Consider the following 16,926-nt stretch of genomic DNA (forward strand, 5'->3'; position numbering starts at 1 on the left):
CCCCTTATCGGCTGTTTAATACTTCCGCAATGTGAAGCACCTTTACTTCTTTTCCTAAACGTTCAATGCGTCCCCCAATATTCATTAAACAGCCGCAATCCGCTCCAATTAAATAATCCGCTCCTGTTTGTTCCACGCTTTGCACCTTTTCATCGACCATCTGCTCGGAAATTTGCATCATTTTGACAGAGAATGTTCCACCGAAGCCGCAGCAATTTTGAGCATTTGGCAAATTCTCAACCTCCAAACCCTTTACGTTGGAAAGTAATGTAAAAGGAGCTTCCTTCACGCCAAGCAAGCGCGTCATATGGCATGATGTATGGTATGTCGCCTTCCCATCTAAGCGCGCACCGACATCAGTTACTTGTAATACTTCTACAATAAATTGCGTGAGTTCGTACGTTTTTTCCGCAAGCCGCTTTGCCCGTCCTTCCCACTTAGCATCTCCGTGAAAAATGTGCGGATACTCCTGAAACATTGTAGCGCAGGAACCAGATGGCGTAACGATATATTCCGCATTCTCAAATGTGCGAATCATATTTTTCGCTACTTCCTTTGCTTCTGATACATATCCGCTATTATAAGCTGGCTGCCCGCAGCATACTTGTGATTCTGGAAACTCGATCTCGCAGCCCAGACGTTCAAGCAGTTCTACTGTTGCTTTTCCGACGTTCGGCTGAAATGTATCAATTAGACATGTAACAAACAATGTAACCTTCATTCTATCTCTCTCCTCTTCCGTAACACCGTCTTTTTAATTATCAGGTCATCTGATGACTTGGTAAAAAAGAAATGAATATCCTCTTCTGGAATATTCCCTTTTCTCCTGAACATGAAAAAAACGAAAGCGTTTGCTTATTATTCTAACAGAAATTTTGAATTTTAAAAGAAAAATTATCAACAAGGCTTCATATTTTTGTTTTACGCCAAACAGCGTCGAGCATTTCCTCGATGTGTGTTAAGTGATTAACAATCGCATCTCTAGCAGCCTCTGCATCCTGCTGCACAATGGCTTGAAAAATGATGCTATGCTGCTCTGCAAGCCGCTCTGCTGTTGTTTGCTCACCGTATAAAATCAATCTTCGCGTTTCTCCAATCGTTTCAGCAGTCATACTGGACACATGATTCATGAGCTCAAGCAGCATCGGGTTGTGGGCAGCTTTAGCAATGGCCATATGAAACTGAAAATCAGCTGTTTCCCCCGCCTTTTCGTCTCCTGCACCGCGCTCCATTTCTTCTAGCCAATGTTCGATTTCCAGTAAATCCTCATTTGTCCGTTTTAAAGCAGCTGCCTGAACCGCTCCAGCCTCAAGGACCTTCCGCACCTCAAGCAAATTGATGATGTCTTCTTGTTTCATTAGTAAAACAGAGTTTAAAGGAGCTGCTACTGCTGAAGCATCAAAGCTCTTGACATACGTACCTTCCCCCTGGCGCATTTCGATAAGCCCCATTGCCCGAAGCGCGCTTAGGGCCTCGCGTACAGCGGAACGCCCAACCTGAAATTGCTCTGCCAGCAGGTGAACGGCGAGCAGCTTGTCTCCTGGCTTTAATGTCCCGTTTTTAATCATAGCTAAAATAGCTTCCGCTACTTCTTCATATATTTTCTTTGGTCGAATTGATTTATAACTCAGCTTGTACCACCTCGGTATCCATCCGGCAGCAGCAAATGTTTTGCTGCACCGGTAAAGGAAAGTTTTGAATTGTATCTCTTATTGTAGCCGCAATTTATATAAACCTCAAACAATTTATAAAGCTTGACTGGGGAAACAGCTGATATGAACGGATAAACGGAGCTCCCTCCTTCCTACTCTGCCATCGGAAGCGTAATCGCAATCGTTGTTCCCTGATCTTCTTTGCTCGTAATGCATAATGCCCCTCCGTGAACCTCGACAATTTGCTTCACAATCGCCAAGCCGAGACCCGTTCCCCCATTTTGGCGGCTGCGCGCTTTATCGACGCGGTAAAATCGCTCACCCAGTCTCTGTACATGATGCGCTGGAATCCCTTTTCCTGTATCGGATATACGAAGCACGCACATCTTTTCCTGCTGAAGCAGCACAACAGAAATCGTACCGCCCTCGGGTGTGTAGCGAATCGCATTATCCATCACGTTGTGAATCACCTGCCGCATGCGATCTTCGTCGATATAAGCAATAATCTCCGGGTTCAGTTCTGTTTTGAGCAGGATCCTCTTTTCCAACAGGCCTTGTTCATATGTTTCCAATGTATCCTCTACGAGCTGTGCAAACGCGGTCGGCTGTTTATTGAGAGGGAATAAATCACCCTCGAGCTGCGCTAAGTCTAATAAATCATGTACGAGCCGCTGCATACGTCCTGCCTCTTTATGAATTAAACGAATAAACTTCACCTGCTGCTCCGGCTTGCTAATACCGTCCAGTATAGCCTCGCTGTAGCCTTTTATATAGCTAAGGGGAGTGCGAAGCTCATGCGAGATGTTAGCTAAAAACTCTTTACGCTGCAAATCCTCTTTTTGTAAAACATGCGCCATACTATTAAATGCAGAGGCAAGGAGGCCAATTTCATCATTTGTTGTAATCGGGATCCTTTCGGTAAAGTCTCCCTTTGACATTTGATAGGAAACACGCTCCATTTGTGAAAGCGGCTTTGTAATGGCAATGACAATTTTGCGGCCCACCCATGCCATAAGCAAGATTAAACCAATAGCAAGAGGTGCCAGTACGAAGGCTAAATCAAGAATTAAATCTTTAATGCTTTTGAGCGGAATGTAGGAATATACGATACCTATTAATTTTTTCTTTTCTAATACCGGAATAATTACGCCCATAATCTGACGATGAAACCGTTCCTCAAATCCTACCTTTGTAACAGTATTTCCATTCAGCAGCTCCTGTCGGTCCTCTTCAGTGATAATGGCATTATTGTATTGCACATCAAACGGCAAGCAAGCGCTCAAATCACGCGGGTTACTTACAAACAGCAGCTCCGTCTTCGAAATCGAATTAAACCACTGTACCTTCTGTTCAAAATCCGGAAGCGATCCTTTATATTCAGCTGCAAGCTGCCGCCCCTCCGTTTGCAGTGTATCTTCTATATGCTGTACATATAGCTTTTGATAGGAATATATGGAAATTAAATATAACAAGGAAACGGTAAGCAGCACAGCGCAGCTAATTGTAAGCCAAAGCTTTTGTACCATAGTAAGACGTGGCATAATTACACCTCAAATTTGTAGCCGACGCCCCATACTGTGCTAAGATGGCTACCGTAGGAACCGAGCTTCAGCCGGATTGTTTTTATATGTGTGTCAACCGTTCTTGTACCGCCCGCGTAATCATAACCCCATACGCTTTCGAGCAGCTGTTCACGGCTAAATACCTGCTCTTTATGATAACAAAGGAATGTAAGCAAATCGAACTCCTTCACCGTTAATACTACAGTTTTCCCGCTTAGCTCAACGCGGCGGCCTGCTTCGTTAATCACAAGCTCACCATACGAAACACTATCCTTTGGTCCGGTTTTTACATATCGGCGCAGCACCGCCTCCATCCGCGCAACAAGCTCACCTGGACTAAACGGCTTCACAATATAATCATCGCCGCCGCTCCGCAGTCCGTTTACCCGATTCCATTCCTCTCCCTTTGCCGTCAAAAAAATCACAGGAATATCAGAGGTTTTGCGAAGTTCTTTGCATACAGAAATCCCGTCTAACTCCGGCATCATAATATCTAAAATAAGCAAATCAAAATTCTCACGCTTAATCATCTCAAGAGCCGTTTTGCCGTCAGGAGCCTCATCCCACTTATATCCTGCGTTCTCTAAGTACATCCCGACAAGCTGCCGCATATCACTCTCATCATCCACTATTAGTACCTTATACGTCATTAATGCTCCTCTCCTTTCCGTTCGGTCATATGAAACGGTCCCTTTCCTACCTTGATGCTTGTCCCCATTTTCATTGTATCTGTAGGTATGACGTATATTTCATCGCTATCATAGCTTGCAACATACAACGCTGTTCCGCTCAGCCATACTGCAAATGGATTAGCACCTACCTCAATGGCCGCTATATCCTTGTGCGTGTTTCCATCTATTTTTCGCAACACGCCAGATCCGTGACTGAGAACATAGATAAATTCATTATCACTGGCAAAGCTTACTGGCATTTGCGGCGCAGACACCTTTTGTTTCAGGGAACGACCTTCATATATATAGACATTCTCATTTATTTCCGCTCCGCTTCCGTGACCGCCAATCCATAGTTCGTTCCCATATATAACGGCACCAAGGGAAGATTGCGGAGTAGAAATCGTATTTATCACCCGCTTTTCCTTAAGACCCACAACGGATAAAACAGTATCGTTAAAATTTAACACATATAACTGATTGTTCCGCTCTACCATTGTCATTGGCCGCTTTCCAACTGGAATCGCTGCTATTTCCGTCCCATTTTTATTGTATAGACGTACAGTATTGCTTTGTCCATCCGCAAGCAGTATATCTTTTCCGCTTGATGATACAATGATATTGGTAATTCCTTTACCCGTTTTCCATTCCCCGACTTCCGTTCCTTTGCTGAGGGAATACAAATAGACAACTTCCAAATTCTGGCCATATACAGCAATCGTATCATGATCCGGGAGCACAGCTGTCCCCATGACCGCCTTACGAATCGGCCAGGAAGCGATCATCTTCTTGTTAGCTGCATCTATAAAGCTAAGGCTGCCATCCTTTTGATTTGTTACAATGACAACATCTTTATTTTTAGGAATTGCTTTATACATCTCCCGACTGCATCCTGTTACAAGCCATACAGTAAACAGAAGTAAAATGAAGTTCTTCAAATCATCACCTCAATGGCCACAGCTTATTATCTCCATTGTAGAATACCAAAAAATTGTGAGAAAAGTATGAAATGCTTTGTTAGGTTGTAAAGAAAACTCGCCGATTGGCAAGCCCTGTTCTTGGGCGAAGACAGAGGCATAGTTGCACTTATACTTTCTTCCTAAAATTTCTCCCTACGTCGAATGGGATCCCATATGGAGATTTATACCTTATTGTATTGTAAACCAAACTCACCGATAAGATTTCTTTTATGAACTGTATATAAATATTATCGAACAATATTGTTACAGTTGTGTTAAATAGTTTCTATATTTATCCTATTCAATTTCGTGTTTTTCTTGAAATAGCTGCATTTTCTGCTTTCGAATCTTCCAATATTATCTAATTATTCATCTGACTTTTTTTCGTATATCATTTTTTCTAAATTTCGCAATCCCTCTTGAGCAGATTACAATCCCAACACATTATCTGCTTTTTTCGCCAAACATAAGGATTTTTCAAAAGAGGATATAAATGGAAAAGTTTATATCTATGAAAATATTTCCAAATTACCTCCCTCTAAAGCTATGTTACTATGAATGTGTCAAATAACGGCGCCAATATTAGCATGACTCGACATGTTGACATATGTATAGACACTTCTACTTAGGGGGTTATAAGGATGAAGAAAACAACATTACTATCTCTTGCAGCTGCTGCGGCTCTTACATTTGGAGCATCATCCACAAATGCAAAAGCAGAAACCGTTCAGCAGCCTGTATCGTATGAAAAAGTAATCTATGTCTCTCCACTTCAATGGAATGCAGAGGACCAAACAGCATGGGCAAAGATGTTTGCTTCTTTGTATCATACCTACACGGAGTGGCAATTATTTAATGTCCCTCTAGAAACAACACAAAATCCAGCTCAGCCAACAACAGTAACACCGACTCAGCCAACAACAAAACCAGCTCAGCCGACAACAGCAACACCGGCTCAGCCAACAACAGCAACACCGGCTCAGCCAACAACAACAAAACCAGCTCAGCCGACAACAGCAACACCGGCTCAGCCAACAACAACAAAACCAGCTCAGCCGACAACGGCAACACCGGCCCAGCCGACAACAACAAAACCGACTCAGCCAGCACCTGCTCCTTCAACAGGCACATTAAGTGCATACGAACAAAAAGTTGTAACATTAACAAACCAAGAGCGAGCTAAGCAAGGATTGCCAGCACTGCAGGTAGATAGCGCTTTAAGTAAGGTTGCAAAAGCTAAATCTCAGGATATGTACAACGCAAATTATTTTTCCCATACGAGCCCAACGTACGGATCACCATTTGATATGATGAAACAATTTGGTATTTCGTACCGTACAGCAGGGGAAAACATTGCAATGGGTCAAAAAACACCTGAAGAAGTGGTACAGGCATGGATGAACAGTGCAGGTCACCGCGCTAATATTTTAAATACGACCTATACACATATAGGTGTTGGATATGTTGCTGGCAAAAACATTTGGACTCAGCAATTTATCTCGAAATAATACGAATAGCCTTCCCGATACCGGGAGGGCTATTATATGTTATACAGATAGTGTCATTCTTGCTGTTCTATCTAGTATAGACTAAATTCCTATTGCTATTCTTTTCCTCTTGAAACTCCCTCACTTACGAGTAATTACCAAGCATCTCTCTGAAGCATAAAGGAACAATACAAGAGAAAGGAGTTCCTTTCAGTTGAATGCTATCGAGGAGGGGTTTAAGATGAGGAAATTCCGTATTTTTACGACCGCTACCGTTCTTTCTCTCTCATTGCTTACAGTTAGTGGATGTGGTACTAATCGAGACACAGCTTTAAATGATAATACAGTGAATCGCCACAACGTATCTACAAATGATATGGGACGAACAGACCGTACTGATCTACGCACAGTAGGAACGGATCGTAACGGTGACTTACGTATAAATCGTGATAATGGCTTATGGCCAGATCGTAATGATCGCAATGTTGGTTTGCGAACAAATCCTGACAATGCTTTGCCTGCAAGAAATGCCAGAGGCTACATTTCGCCAAATCCTGTATCCTTTACACCAACTGGCGGCTATACGCGTCTCTGTCCTTGTCCGAACCAAGCAACACCAAATACAACAACACCAGGTACAACAACGACAACGCCAAAAACGACAACGCCAGGTACCACTACAGCACCGGGTACTCAAGCAACCGGCGGTACACTTGATGCAACAGAAGCACGTGTCGTGGAATTAACAAATGCAGAGCGAAGAAAAAATGGTTTGCGCGATTTACAAGTCGATAATTCGTTAGCAAACGTGGCACAAGCAAAATCCAATGATATGCTAAGTAAAAACTATTTCTCACATACAAGTCCAACATATGGTTCTCCTTTTGATATGATGAGAAGCTTTGGGATATCTTATTCTTATGCGGGAGAAAACATCGCCAAAGGACAACGTTCTGCTGATGAAGTAGTGACAGCGTGGATGAACAGTCCTGGTCACCGTGCTAACATCCTAAACGGCAACTATACTCATATCGGAATCGGGCATACAAGCTCGCAGGATTATTGGACACAAATGTTCATCGGTAAAAAATAACAAAAAATCGGCCGTTTCGGCCGATTTTTTGTTGGGAAGGATTAAAAGTGGAATTGCGGCAACGGAAAAGTGCTTCATCGACAAGCCGGATTTCGTCCTCTTATCTTAATTTCGATTTTCTATTGTATAGTAATACAACGTCATGATAATGATAAAAATTCCTCCAAAGCCAATCATACATATAGCTGTATATACTTGCCATTGCTGCGGCAGGATAAGACTAACCAATAAACCGAATCCAATAAAACAAAATGTTCGGACAGTATGCATTTGCATTTTTTGAAATACGGTTTCTGTTGATACGAACGGGGCGGTAACAGGTTCACGCGTCTGTATTTTCGCAAAGCACCAGCTTAACACGAGGAAGAACGCTCCTGCCGCCGCTAACAGACACATCTGAAAATCAATAAAAATCCCGGTCCCTATTAGCAAAATAAGGACATGAATAAATAATAAAAAGGATAAAACAGTATTTGTGGCAATCGCATGCACCGTGCAGTTTCGTTTACTTGTTCCATATATATAGCGCATTGTAAAGTCAGAAACTTTAAATAGAAATACCATTAGCACCGGGATAAGGAAACCTGCCATTATTTTTGTCGTATGTTCATCTGCTGTTCCATTAATATTCCAATGTGTAGCAACCTGACTTGGCAAAAGCGGGTATAAAGCAACACTCATACATAGCGAAAATAGACAAAGGTATACGGAGACTTTACGAAGTAATAGCATCTTTCCACCTTCCTTTTCGTGTTTCGTGAGTTACATCATTCGCTTTTCCTCCATAGAAATCCTTCCCTCTACATCATTCGTAACAATTTATAATAAATTTGTAATATCAGCAGGAACTGGTGCAGAAATTTCAACCATTTCCTCGGTAATCGGATGAAGAAGTCGAATTTGCCTCGCGTGCAGCGCTTGGCGTGTTATAAATGAAGTACGGCTGCCATATAAATGATCCCCGGCAAGAGGATGGCCGATATAGCTCATATGTACGCGAATCTGATGCGTGCGTCCGGTTTCCAGCTGCAGTTCTACTAAGGATAGACGTTCCTTCGGCATATAGCGTATCAGTTCATAATGCGTAACAGCACGATCCCCTTTAGGTGATACTCTTCGACGTACCGCATGATGACGATCTCGTCCAATTGGAGCATCAATCACACCCTTCTTCTCCTTCAGCTTTCCTTCCACAAGCGCCATATACGTTCGTTTAATCCTTCGCTCATGCAACAGGCGATCCATGATGGCTCCTGCGAGCGCATGCTTCGCAAATACGACAGCACCTGATGTGTCCTTATCTAAGCGATGAATATGCCGCACCTTTGTGGTAACTCCCGCAGCTTGCAAATAATAAGCGACTCCATTAGCTAACGTATGCTTGCCTCCCTTATCTGCCGGATGTGTATCCATACCAATCGGTTTGTTTACAATTAAAATATGGTCGTCTTCATATAAAATATCTACGTTCATGTATTCGGGCACAACCCCAAGGTCTTCTTCAAGAAACATGCGAACGCGCAGCACATCTCCTGCCTGCAATTCTTCACCCCAGCGTTTTGCCTCGCCATTTACAATCACACTCTTCTCCATTCGATATTGATGAAGAAGCTTCTTTGGTACTTGCCATCTGTCCTTTAATAGCTGCTCGATTGTGCAGCTCCAATGTGCAGGTACGATTATTTCGCACCATTCTCCTTTTTTTACCATGTACATATTTCATCACCACATTATATTGTAAACGAAAAAGAACCTGTTTCCAAATGGTCACAGGTTCTTTGCCTTAACATAGAAAATATTTGGAAAAATCGTGAAGTTTTTATTTTGTACCTGGTGCAGACTGGTCTACTCCTTTAACATGATGCTTATGCCCATCATCTTCCGTCGTATAAAAGTCGTAATAGTGGACATGCCTGCCATTTCCCACAGGAATGGCAGGTCCTGAGTACGCCTTGTAGTAATGAGTATGACCATTCTCGAACATAACATAGCCTTCTGTATAATGAATGTGCCCGCCATCCTGTGTTGGAATCGGAGGAGATGTTACGTCTAGGCATTGATGTACATGCCCTGCTTCGGTAGATGTATAATCGACAGATCCATGGTTATGCTTTGGGACGAATCCAGGAACAAAATCATCTTTCCCTACTTTATTCAAGCAGCTCACTCCTTGTTTATAAGAGTATGTCTTATAAACATATATGCACAGAACAACAGAGGTAGTCCTTCCTGAAATGAAGGATGAGTATTTTCTGCAAGCCGAGTGCCGTTGGCTCTAATTACACACCTTCATATGCTTGACGATAAATCTCCGCAAGTTCTGTCACGAGCGGCAGCTTTGGATTGGCAGGTGTACATTGGTCTTCAAATGCACGCTCTGCCAGCTCCATCACTTGGCTTTCAAACACTTCTTTGTTTACCTGTTGGGCAGCAATACTCATCGGAATGTCCAGTTCTTTGCCAAGCTTGATGATCGCTTGCACTAGGCTCTCTACTCCTTCTTCCACAGTGCGGGCAGGCAAGCCGAGAACACGGGCAATGTGTGTGTAACGCTCATCCGCAACGAAGTGCTCATATTTCGGAAACAATGCATGCTTATACGGTTTTTTCGCATTGTAACGAATCACATGCGGCAGTAAGATCGCGTTTGAACGGCCATGTGCGATATGGAATGCTGCACCAAGCTTATGTGCAAGGCTGTGGTTAATACCTAAGAACGCATTGGCGAACGCCATACCGGCAATAGCGGAAGCGTTGTGCATTTTTTCGCGGGCTTCTGCATCGCTGCCATTTTTATATGCTCTTGGCAAGTACTCAAAGACTAACTGAATTGCCTTTAACGCTAAGCCATCTGTATAATCATTAGCTAAAACAGACACATATGCCTCAATCGCATGCGTTAATACGTCCATTCCTGTATCAGCTGTAATATGCGGCGGTACCGTCATCACAAATTGTGGATCGACGATGGCAACGTCAGGTGTTAATTCGTAATCTGCTAACGGATATTTAATATTGTTCTGTTTATCCGTAATAACCGCAAACGGTGTAACCTCTGACCCTGTACCAGACGTTGTTGGAATCGCAACGAATTGTGCTTTGTGGCCAAGCTCTGGGTACTTGAATGTACGCTTGCGAATATCAAGAAACTTTTGCTTTAAGCCGTGAAAGCTTGTTTCTGGATGCTCATAGAAGAGCCACATTCCTTTTGCGGCATCCATCGCAGAACCGCCGCCAAGGGCGATAATAACGTCCGGCTGGAACGCGCGCATCATCTCCGCTCCTTTAAATACTGTTACGTCAGATGGGTCCGGCTCGACATCAGAGAAAATTTCAACCTGTACATTGTTAGGATTTTGATTTAGGTAATGTGTGATAATATCAACGTAATTCAATTTGACCATCCCTGGATCGGTTACAATGAATGCACGGGAAATCTTCGGCATTTTAGCTAAATATTGTGTTGCGTTTTTTTCAAAATAGATTTTGGGAGGCAGCTTAAACCATTGCATATTATTATTACGGCGCGCCATCCGCTTTACGTTTAATAAGTGTACGGCTGTTACGTTAGCAGAAACAGAGTTTTTGCCGTAGGATCCGCAGCCAAGTGTTAAGGACGGCAAGAAAGCATTATAGACATCACCGATTCCCCCTTGAGCAGCCGGTGCATTTGCAACAATGCGGCAAGCCTTCATGCGAAGGGCAAACTCTCGTTGCAGCGCTTCATTCGTAGAGTGGATGACCGCTGTATGGCCGAGTCCGCCAAGGTTCAGCATATTCTCGCATTGCTGGAAGCCTTCTTCGATATTTTTCACACGAATATAAGCAAGAACCGGGCTTAATTTTTCACGGGATAGCGGATATTTCGCACCTGCTCCAAGAATCTCTGCCACGAGAATTTTCGTTTTCTCTGGCACTGTAAAGCCGGCAAGATTGGCAATATCTTCAGGAGATTTACCAACAATGTCAGGATTTACAGCGCAGGTGTCTTCACGAATGACAAGCTTCTCCAGCAGCTTCTGCTCTTCTTTTGTAACGAAATAGCAGCCATTTGCAATCATTTCTGCCTTTACTTCTTTATGTACTTCTTCATCTACAATAACTGCTTGCTCAGATGCACAAATCATGCCATTATCAAATGTCTTAGAGAGAATAACATCATTCACGGCACGCTTCACCTTCGCTGTTTTCTCAATATAGCAAGGAACGTTACCAGGACCTACACCGAGAGCCGGCTTTCCTGTGCTATATGCAGATTTCACCATACCTGCTCCCCCTGTGGCCAACACAAGCGCTACTCCCGGATCATTCATAAGAAGCTTCGTTGCTTCGACAGAAGGCTGTTCGATCCATTGAATGCAGGATTCTGGCGCTCCTGCCTTGACAGCTGCTTCATATAAAACACGTGCAGCTTGCGCAGAGCATCGCTGTGCGGACGGATGGAATGCAAAAATAATTGGATTTCTCGTTTTGATCGCAATTAATGCTTTGAACATGGTTGTGGATGTCGGGTTTGTTACAGGGGTTACTCCGGCTACTACACCGACTGGCTCTGCAATTTCAATGATGCCAGCTTGCTCGTCCTCATAAATAATACCGACAGTTTTATTGTGTTTAATGCTATGCCAGATGTACTCTGTTGCAAATATATTTTTTGTAATTTTATCTTCATAAATACCGCGGCCCGTCTCTTCTACCGCAAGCTTTGCAAGCGGCATATGCTGATCCAAACCGGCGAGGGCCATTTCGTGAACAATTGTATCAATTTGTTCCTGTGTAAAGGTCGAGAGCTGCTGTAATGCCTTTTGCCCGTTTTGTACGAGCTCATGAATCATTGCACTTGTGTCTTGCACCTGCTGCGCCATTTGTTCTTTCACTGCCATGTTTGCTCCTCCTTAGTGGACTAACAATGATGTCTAGTCCTGTTTAATTTTGTGAAATTAATCACAATCTCTACACTCATACTATACTGCATAATTGGAAAAAAAGTGTGTGAAGCATTTGTGAACTATTTCATATATATTTTTTCGACAAAATATGTATTATTTGTAATGAAAATGTAAATAATATACATTTATTTTTTATTCTGCGAAAACATATGCTATAATAAGAACATACTTTATAATGAAGGGATTTGAAACCATGGTTGCTCGAAGGAGCATCTGGAAACGTCAAGATTTGTCGTACACTTAGCGTCTTTTTTCGTTAGACAGTGTTTGTCTACGGAAACAAAACGAAAGTGGGCGAAAGTATGTTGGATCAACGACCCCGTTATTCCTTCTGTTATATATAGCGTAGTTAGTTTTTTAGAAAACTAACTACAAAAGAGCAAGGCGCTCTTATGCTGTATATGCAGTAGTTAGTTTTCTATCAGGATTTTCCCGAAAAAACTAACTACGAAAGAGGAATAACCATGAAAAGGATTCGTTGGCAAGAGTTTTTGATGATTTTGTTTGGTTCATTTGTTTTAGCAGCTGCATTTTATCATATTCACGTACAAAATAATTTAGCAGAGGGCGGCTTTATCGGAATCGCTTTGCTGGTACAAGCGTTATTCCATATTTCTCCGTCCATCACAACTCTTTTATTAGATATTCCATTAATTTTACTGGGCTCGAAGATATTAGGAAGGCAATTAGCGTTTAAGACCATCATTGGCGCAACCTCCTTCTCCGTTTTTTATTCTCTCATGGAGCGATATTCTCCGTTTCAAATTAACCTTTCGCAGCATCTATTTTTCGCAGCGCTGCTTGGAGGCGTTCTTGTCGGCTTTGGACTTGGACTTATTTTACGATACGGAGGCGCAACGGGTGGAGACGATATTTTGTCGATACTCATAAGCAAAGTGTCACGCCTATCTGTTGGTAAAGTGTATTTTATTTTCGATGTGCTTGTTCTCATTTTGTCACTCGTATACTTGTCGTGGGATCAAGTCGCCTACACCGGATTTTCGGTGACGGTGTGCGCATATATAACGGATTGGGTGATGACATACCATAGACGAAAGAAAACGGAATCAGCCTATATATAAGATGAAAAAGAGGCTATGCGAAAGGAAGGTAATTCCTGTTGCATAGCCTCTTATTGCACTTTAAAAAGTATCAATTTCTAGCCGGAAGCCCATTCGACGTAGCGAGAAATTTTAGGAATACAGTGTAAGTGCAACTACGCCTCTGTCTTCGCCCAAGGGCAGGGCTCGCCAATCGGCGAGTTTTCTTTACACTGTAAAAGTATCAATTTCTAGCTGGAAGCCCATTCGATGTAGTCAGAAATTTTAGGAATACAGTATAAGTGCAACTACGCCTCTGTCTTCGCCCAAGGGCAGGGCTCGCCAGTCGGCGAGTTTTCTTTACACTGTAAAAGTATCAATTTCTAGCTGGAAGCCCATTCGACGTAGCGAGAAATTTTAGGAATACAGTATAAGTGCAACTACGCCTCTGTCTTCGCCCAAGGGCAGGGCTCGCCAATCGGCGAGTTTTCTTTATTACATTAGAAAGTATAGCTTCTAGGCTTGTCTCACTTCAGCGCTCCGCTTCCCGCAGTCATAGTGAAGAGCTTTTGCTCAAACCAGGTATTTTGTACATCCCTGCTACGAACTAAATTCTTTTAACTTCCCGAGCAATTCTTCAGCCTTTCGTTCGTATGATACATCATTGAATAAGGAGGCCAATCTTCGGTAGTCATTATAGGCATCCAACAATTCATCTACATGCTGGCGGGCCGGGAGTTTCGGCGGCTGTTTCGTCACCTTTGCTTTTACCGGATAACGATAACCGCACATATCCTGTATTTTGTAATACTCATCCTCAACCTGCACGATTTTCACCAGTTCATATTCCTCTGCATCCATCATGTAACCGTCAAATTCACGAAGCAATTCATATACGATGTGCGTCCAATCTTCATTGCCTTCCACACCATAGCCTTTTTCCAGCCGATAACCGACAATTCGATAAATATGTCCGTCATTCTCGGCAAACTGTACTGTATCATTGAGCCTAAACTTGAAGTATCGAAACATTTTGTCCTCACCTCAATCATAATCTCTTTATGACATACTTTGTCAAAAGATAGACAAATCTATGCATTCTAACTGCATATAGCAAGGAAATAGATATAAGGCCTATAAAGAAAACTTGCCGATTGGCGAGCCCCAATCTTGGGCGAAGACAGAGGCGTAGTTGCCCTTACACGGTATTCCTAAAATTTCTAACGACGTCGAATAGTCTTCCAGCTGGAAATGTATCCTTTCTTACAGGATAAAAAAAGCCGGAATCCTCTACAGGATACCGACTATACACCGCCTTTAGCTTCTTTATGAAGATTCCACTTCGTAAAAAACCACCAATTCCAATCCCCGAGCATTTTCATTAAGCTTGGCACAAGCAATAGCCGAATCACGGTGGCGTCAAGAAAAATAGCGAGCGCAACCCCTAGCCCCATTTGCTTCACCGGTAAAATATCGGTAAAGACAAAAGCCCCCGTAACTACAATCATAATAAGCGCTGCGGACGTAATAATACGGCCCGTAGATACAAGACCTTCCAACGTTGCCGTATCATTGTTTTTCGTTTCCTTGTACAGTTCATATATTCTTGAAATAAGAAAGACTTCATAATCCATGCTGAGGCCAAATACAAGCCCGAAAATGAAAATAGGCAGGACAAACATAATGGTACTTTGCTCAAGTCCGAACCGGCCTCCTTGAAACAGCCATACGATAATCCCAATTGTTGCACTCAGACTTAGCACGTTCATCACAATGGCTTTCAGCGGAATAATGAGTGAGCGGAACGCAATCATTAAAATCAGAAATGTGGATCCGAAAATAACGGTCATCGCGATAGCGACACGCGCCATCACCTCATCCTGCAATTCCTGCTCAAACGTTGTCATGCCGCCGAGCAAATATGTAACATCCGGCTGCTTATACCTATCTTTAAAATTTCGCACCCATTGCTTTGCCTGCTCACCCTTTGGCTTTGCTTGCAGCATAACCTGAACGAGTGCCCGATTACCGTGTGTATATGCCTGCAACGCAGGAAGCACCTGCTGTTGCTGTGATTGTAGCAGTGCATACAACTGACCGCTTGGCATGTTACCGAGCATACTATAAGCGCTCGTTACTTTGTATACATCTGGGTCCGCGCTCAGCTCTTTCACGATCGCTTCTAGCTTCTCCAAGCTCTTTCTCTCTGTCATGCTTTGCTTCATTTCAACAAGAATCGTTACATCCGCATGATGCTTCAGCAAAGGATTGAACTCTGTTTCGTACCGTTCATAAGCAATGCGGGTATCGCTATACTTTGGGAGGGATTCAATGCCGGGAAACTCAAACTTCGCTCCCCGCAGCGGCAGCAGGCATAGCGCAATCCCAATCAGTACAACAGCCGTCATCATCACGGATCGTTTCATCACAAAATGAGCAAAGGCACGCCAAAATGCAGCCGATTTTCGCTTTTGCCCCAGCTGCTTCAAACGCTTACCCATCAGAGAAAGTACAGCCGGAAGCAGCGTAAGTGAAAACAGAATGCTCATAATCACAACAATCATGCCGCTTAACGCAATGGACTGCATATATTCAATTCGAAAAAAGAATAAACCCGACAAGCCGACAAATACGCATAAGCCAGAAAATAAAATGGCTCGTCCAGCAGTTTGATATGTTGCCGCAATGGCTTCTGCTACCTCGCGCTGCTCCAGCTCTTCGCGAAAACGATTCACAAACAGCAAGGCAAAATCAATTGACAAGGCAAACCCGACCATCGGGGTCACATTCAGCACAAAAATGGACAGCTCCGTTTGCTGGCCAATCATATATAAGATTCCCATCGTTGCCGCAACGCTCAGTCCGCCGTTAAGTATCGGCAAAATCGATGCCATAAGATTTCCAAATGACATTAGCAACACCAGAAATGCAATCGGAAGCCCAATCATTTCCGCCTTCTTTAGGTCACTTTGACTGCGCGCATTAATTTCATGATTAATCCCCGGAAAGCCTGTTGGGGATACTTGCACCGCACTATTGCTTTCCTTTTGAATGCGCTTAGCAAAAGCGACTGTATTGGCTGTGAGCTCATCGATTGTCTGTCCTTTTAGTAAAATCGTTCCATACGCGATATCCTTATGCATCATAGCTGGATCCTGCAGCGGATGATGAAAGGAGGCATATGTTTCTTCCTTCTGGATTTTTTGGACAATTTGCTTGATTGCCGCATGAAACTGGTCTGATGAGACATTTTTCTTTTTTTGAAATACAAGAAAAAGCGTATCCTGTGATTGTTTAAACTCCTTCTCTAACACCTTGCGAGTTTCTTGATAATCTCCCTCTGTTTCAAAGCCATCGCCTCCTAAAACCGACGGCAGACTCGGTGCAAAATAACCGAGAACAGCAGCCAGTACTAGGAGCGCGATGATACATGTAAAACGAAAACGGTGAATCAAAAGCCCGATATTTCCCCAGTTATCGAGCTTCTGGACCGATGTCCGCAACATTCTCCCT

Annotated in this window: 14 protein-coding genes; 3 read left to right on the forward strand and 11 right to left on the reverse strand. The window is 43.1% G+C overall.

What is annotated here, in order from left to right; genetic code table 11:
* Positions 1-4: 4 nt before the first annotated feature.
* From AAHB12_RS20015 to AAHB12_RS20035, 5 genes are all read right to left on the reverse strand, one after another.
* Complete coding sequence (locus AAHB12_RS20015) at positions 5-721, reverse strand: (Fe-S)-binding protein (RefSeq protein ID WP_342046696.1); 717 nt, start codon at positions 719-721, stop codon at positions 5-7.
* A gap of 187 nt (positions 722-908) precedes the next feature.
* On the reverse strand, positions 909-1,601 hold the full coding sequence (locus AAHB12_RS20020) for a FadR/GntR family transcriptional regulator (protein WP_342046724.1): 693 nt from the start codon (positions 1,599-1,601) through the stop codon (positions 909-911).
* A gap of 203 nt (positions 1,602-1,804) precedes the next feature.
* On the reverse strand, positions 1,805-3,193 hold the full coding sequence (locus AAHB12_RS20025; protein WP_342046697.1) for a sensor histidine kinase: 1,389 nt from the start codon (positions 3,191-3,193) through the stop codon (positions 1,805-1,807).
* A 2-nt stretch (positions 3,194-3,195) separates the two neighbouring features.
* Positions 3,196-3,864, reverse strand: a complete 669-nt coding sequence (locus tag AAHB12_RS20030; RefSeq protein WP_129727973.1) for a response regulator transcription factor — start codon at positions 3,862-3,864, stop codon at positions 3,196-3,198.
* Positions 3,864-4,823, reverse strand: a complete 960-nt coding sequence (locus AAHB12_RS20035) for a YncE family protein (protein ID WP_342046699.1) — start codon at positions 4,821-4,823, stop codon at positions 3,864-3,866. Before AAHB12_RS20035 ends, AAHB12_RS20030 begins: the two co-directional genes overlap by 1 nt.
* A gap of 662 nt (positions 4,824-5,485) precedes the next feature.
* Here AAHB12_RS20035 and AAHB12_RS20040 point away from each other — a divergent pair.
* Both AAHB12_RS20040 and AAHB12_RS20045 read left to right on the forward strand, forming a co-directional pair.
* Positions 5,486-6,352 (forward strand): CAP domain-containing protein, encoded by an 867-nt coding sequence (locus AAHB12_RS20040; RefSeq protein ID WP_342046701.1) that lies wholly within the window; start codon positions 5,486-5,488, stop codon positions 6,350-6,352.
* A gap of 220 nt (positions 6,353-6,572) precedes the next feature.
* Positions 6,573-7,424 carry a CAP domain-containing protein gene (locus AAHB12_RS20045; protein ID WP_246040222.1) on the forward strand — a complete coding sequence of 284 codons (852 nt, stop codon included), beginning with the start codon at positions 6,573-6,575 and terminating at the stop codon, positions 7,422-7,424.
* Between the two features lie 105 nt (positions 7,425-7,529).
* Here the strand turns inward: AAHB12_RS20045 and AAHB12_RS20050 are convergent, their stop codons facing one another.
* The 4 genes from AAHB12_RS20050 to adhE form a co-directional block, all read right to left on the reverse strand.
* The gene (locus tag AAHB12_RS20050; RefSeq protein WP_342046703.1) at positions 7,530-8,156 is read right to left on the reverse strand and encodes a DUF1648 domain-containing protein; all 627 of its coding nucleotides are present in this window, start codon (positions 8,154-8,156) and stop codon (positions 7,530-7,532) included.
* Between the two features lie 87 nt (positions 8,157-8,243).
* Entirely contained in the window at positions 8,244-9,140 is an 897-nt protein-coding gene (locus tag AAHB12_RS20055; protein WP_342046705.1) for an RluA family pseudouridine synthase, read from the reverse strand.
* A 103-nt stretch (positions 9,141-9,243) separates the two neighbouring features.
* Positions 9,244-9,582 (reverse strand): YmaF family protein, encoded by a 339-nt coding sequence (locus AAHB12_RS20060; RefSeq protein ID WP_342046707.1) that lies wholly within the window; start codon positions 9,580-9,582, stop codon positions 9,244-9,246.
* Positions 9,583-9,703: 121 nt separating this feature from the next.
* On the reverse strand, positions 9,704-12,307 hold the full coding sequence (gene adhE, locus AAHB12_RS20065) for a bifunctional acetaldehyde-CoA/alcohol dehydrogenase (RefSeq protein ID WP_342046709.1): 2,604 nt from the start codon (positions 12,305-12,307) through the stop codon (positions 9,704-9,706).
* Positions 12,308-12,837: 530 nt separating this feature from the next.
* Here adhE and AAHB12_RS20070 point away from each other — a divergent pair.
* Positions 12,838-13,455 (forward strand): YitT family protein, encoded by a 618-nt coding sequence (locus AAHB12_RS20070; protein ID WP_246040221.1) that lies wholly within the window; start codon positions 12,838-12,840, stop codon positions 13,453-13,455.
* Positions 13,456-14,013: 558 nt separating this feature from the next.
* On the opposite strand, the gene AAHB12_RS20075 is transcribed toward AAHB12_RS20070, so the two are convergent.
* Positions 14,014-14,445 carry a histidinol dehydrogenase gene (locus AAHB12_RS20075; protein WP_342046711.1) on the reverse strand — a complete coding sequence of 144 codons (432 nt, stop codon included), beginning with the start codon at positions 14,443-14,445 and terminating at the stop codon, positions 14,014-14,016.
* A gap of 272 nt (positions 14,446-14,717) precedes the next feature.
* Entirely contained in the window at positions 14,718-16,916 is a 2,199-nt protein-coding gene (locus tag AAHB12_RS20080; RefSeq protein WP_342046727.1) for an MMPL family transporter, read from the reverse strand.
* Positions 16,917-16,926: the final 10 nt, after the last annotated feature.

Source organism: Bacillus sp. OTU530 (assembly GCF_038440375.1).

Bases quoted from the DNA above. Each gene is read 5' to 3' on its own strand.
- AAHB12_RS20055 (WP_342046705.1), bottom strand. From the start codon at position 9,140: ATGTACATGGTAAAAAAAGGAGAATGGTGCGAAATAATCGTACCTGCA.
- AAHB12_RS20030 (WP_129727973.1), bottom strand. From the start codon at position 3,864: ATGACGTATAAGGTACTAATAGTGGATGATGAGAGTGATATGCGGCAG.
- AAHB12_RS20040 (WP_342046701.1), top strand. From the start codon at position 5,486: ATGAAGAAAACAACATTACTATCTCTTGCAGCTGCTGCGGCTCTTACA.
- AAHB12_RS20075 (WP_342046711.1), bottom strand. From the start codon at position 14,445: ATGTTTCGATACTTCAAGTTTAGGCTCAATGATACAGTACAGTTTGCC.
- AAHB12_RS20070 (WP_246040221.1), top strand. From the start codon at position 12,838: ATGAAAAGGATTCGTTGGCAAGAGTTTTTGATGATTTTGTTTGGTTCA.
- AAHB12_RS20025 (WP_342046697.1), bottom strand. From the start codon at position 3,193: ATGCCACGTCTTACTATGGTACAAAAGCTTTGGCTTACAATTAGCTGC.
- AAHB12_RS20015 (WP_342046696.1), bottom strand. From the start codon at position 721: ATGAAGGTTACATTGTTTGTTACATGTCTAATTGATACATTTCAGCCG.
- AAHB12_RS20050 (WP_342046703.1), bottom strand. From the start codon at position 8,156: ATGCTATTACTTCGTAAAGTCTCCGTATACCTTTGTCTATTTTCGCTA.
- adhE (WP_342046709.1), bottom strand. From the start codon at position 12,307: ATGGCAGTGAAAGAACAAATGGCGCAGCAGGTGCAAGACACAAGTGCA.
- AAHB12_RS20045 (WP_246040222.1), top strand. From the start codon at position 6,573: ATGAGGAAATTCCGTATTTTTACGACCGCTACCGTTCTTTCTCTCTCA.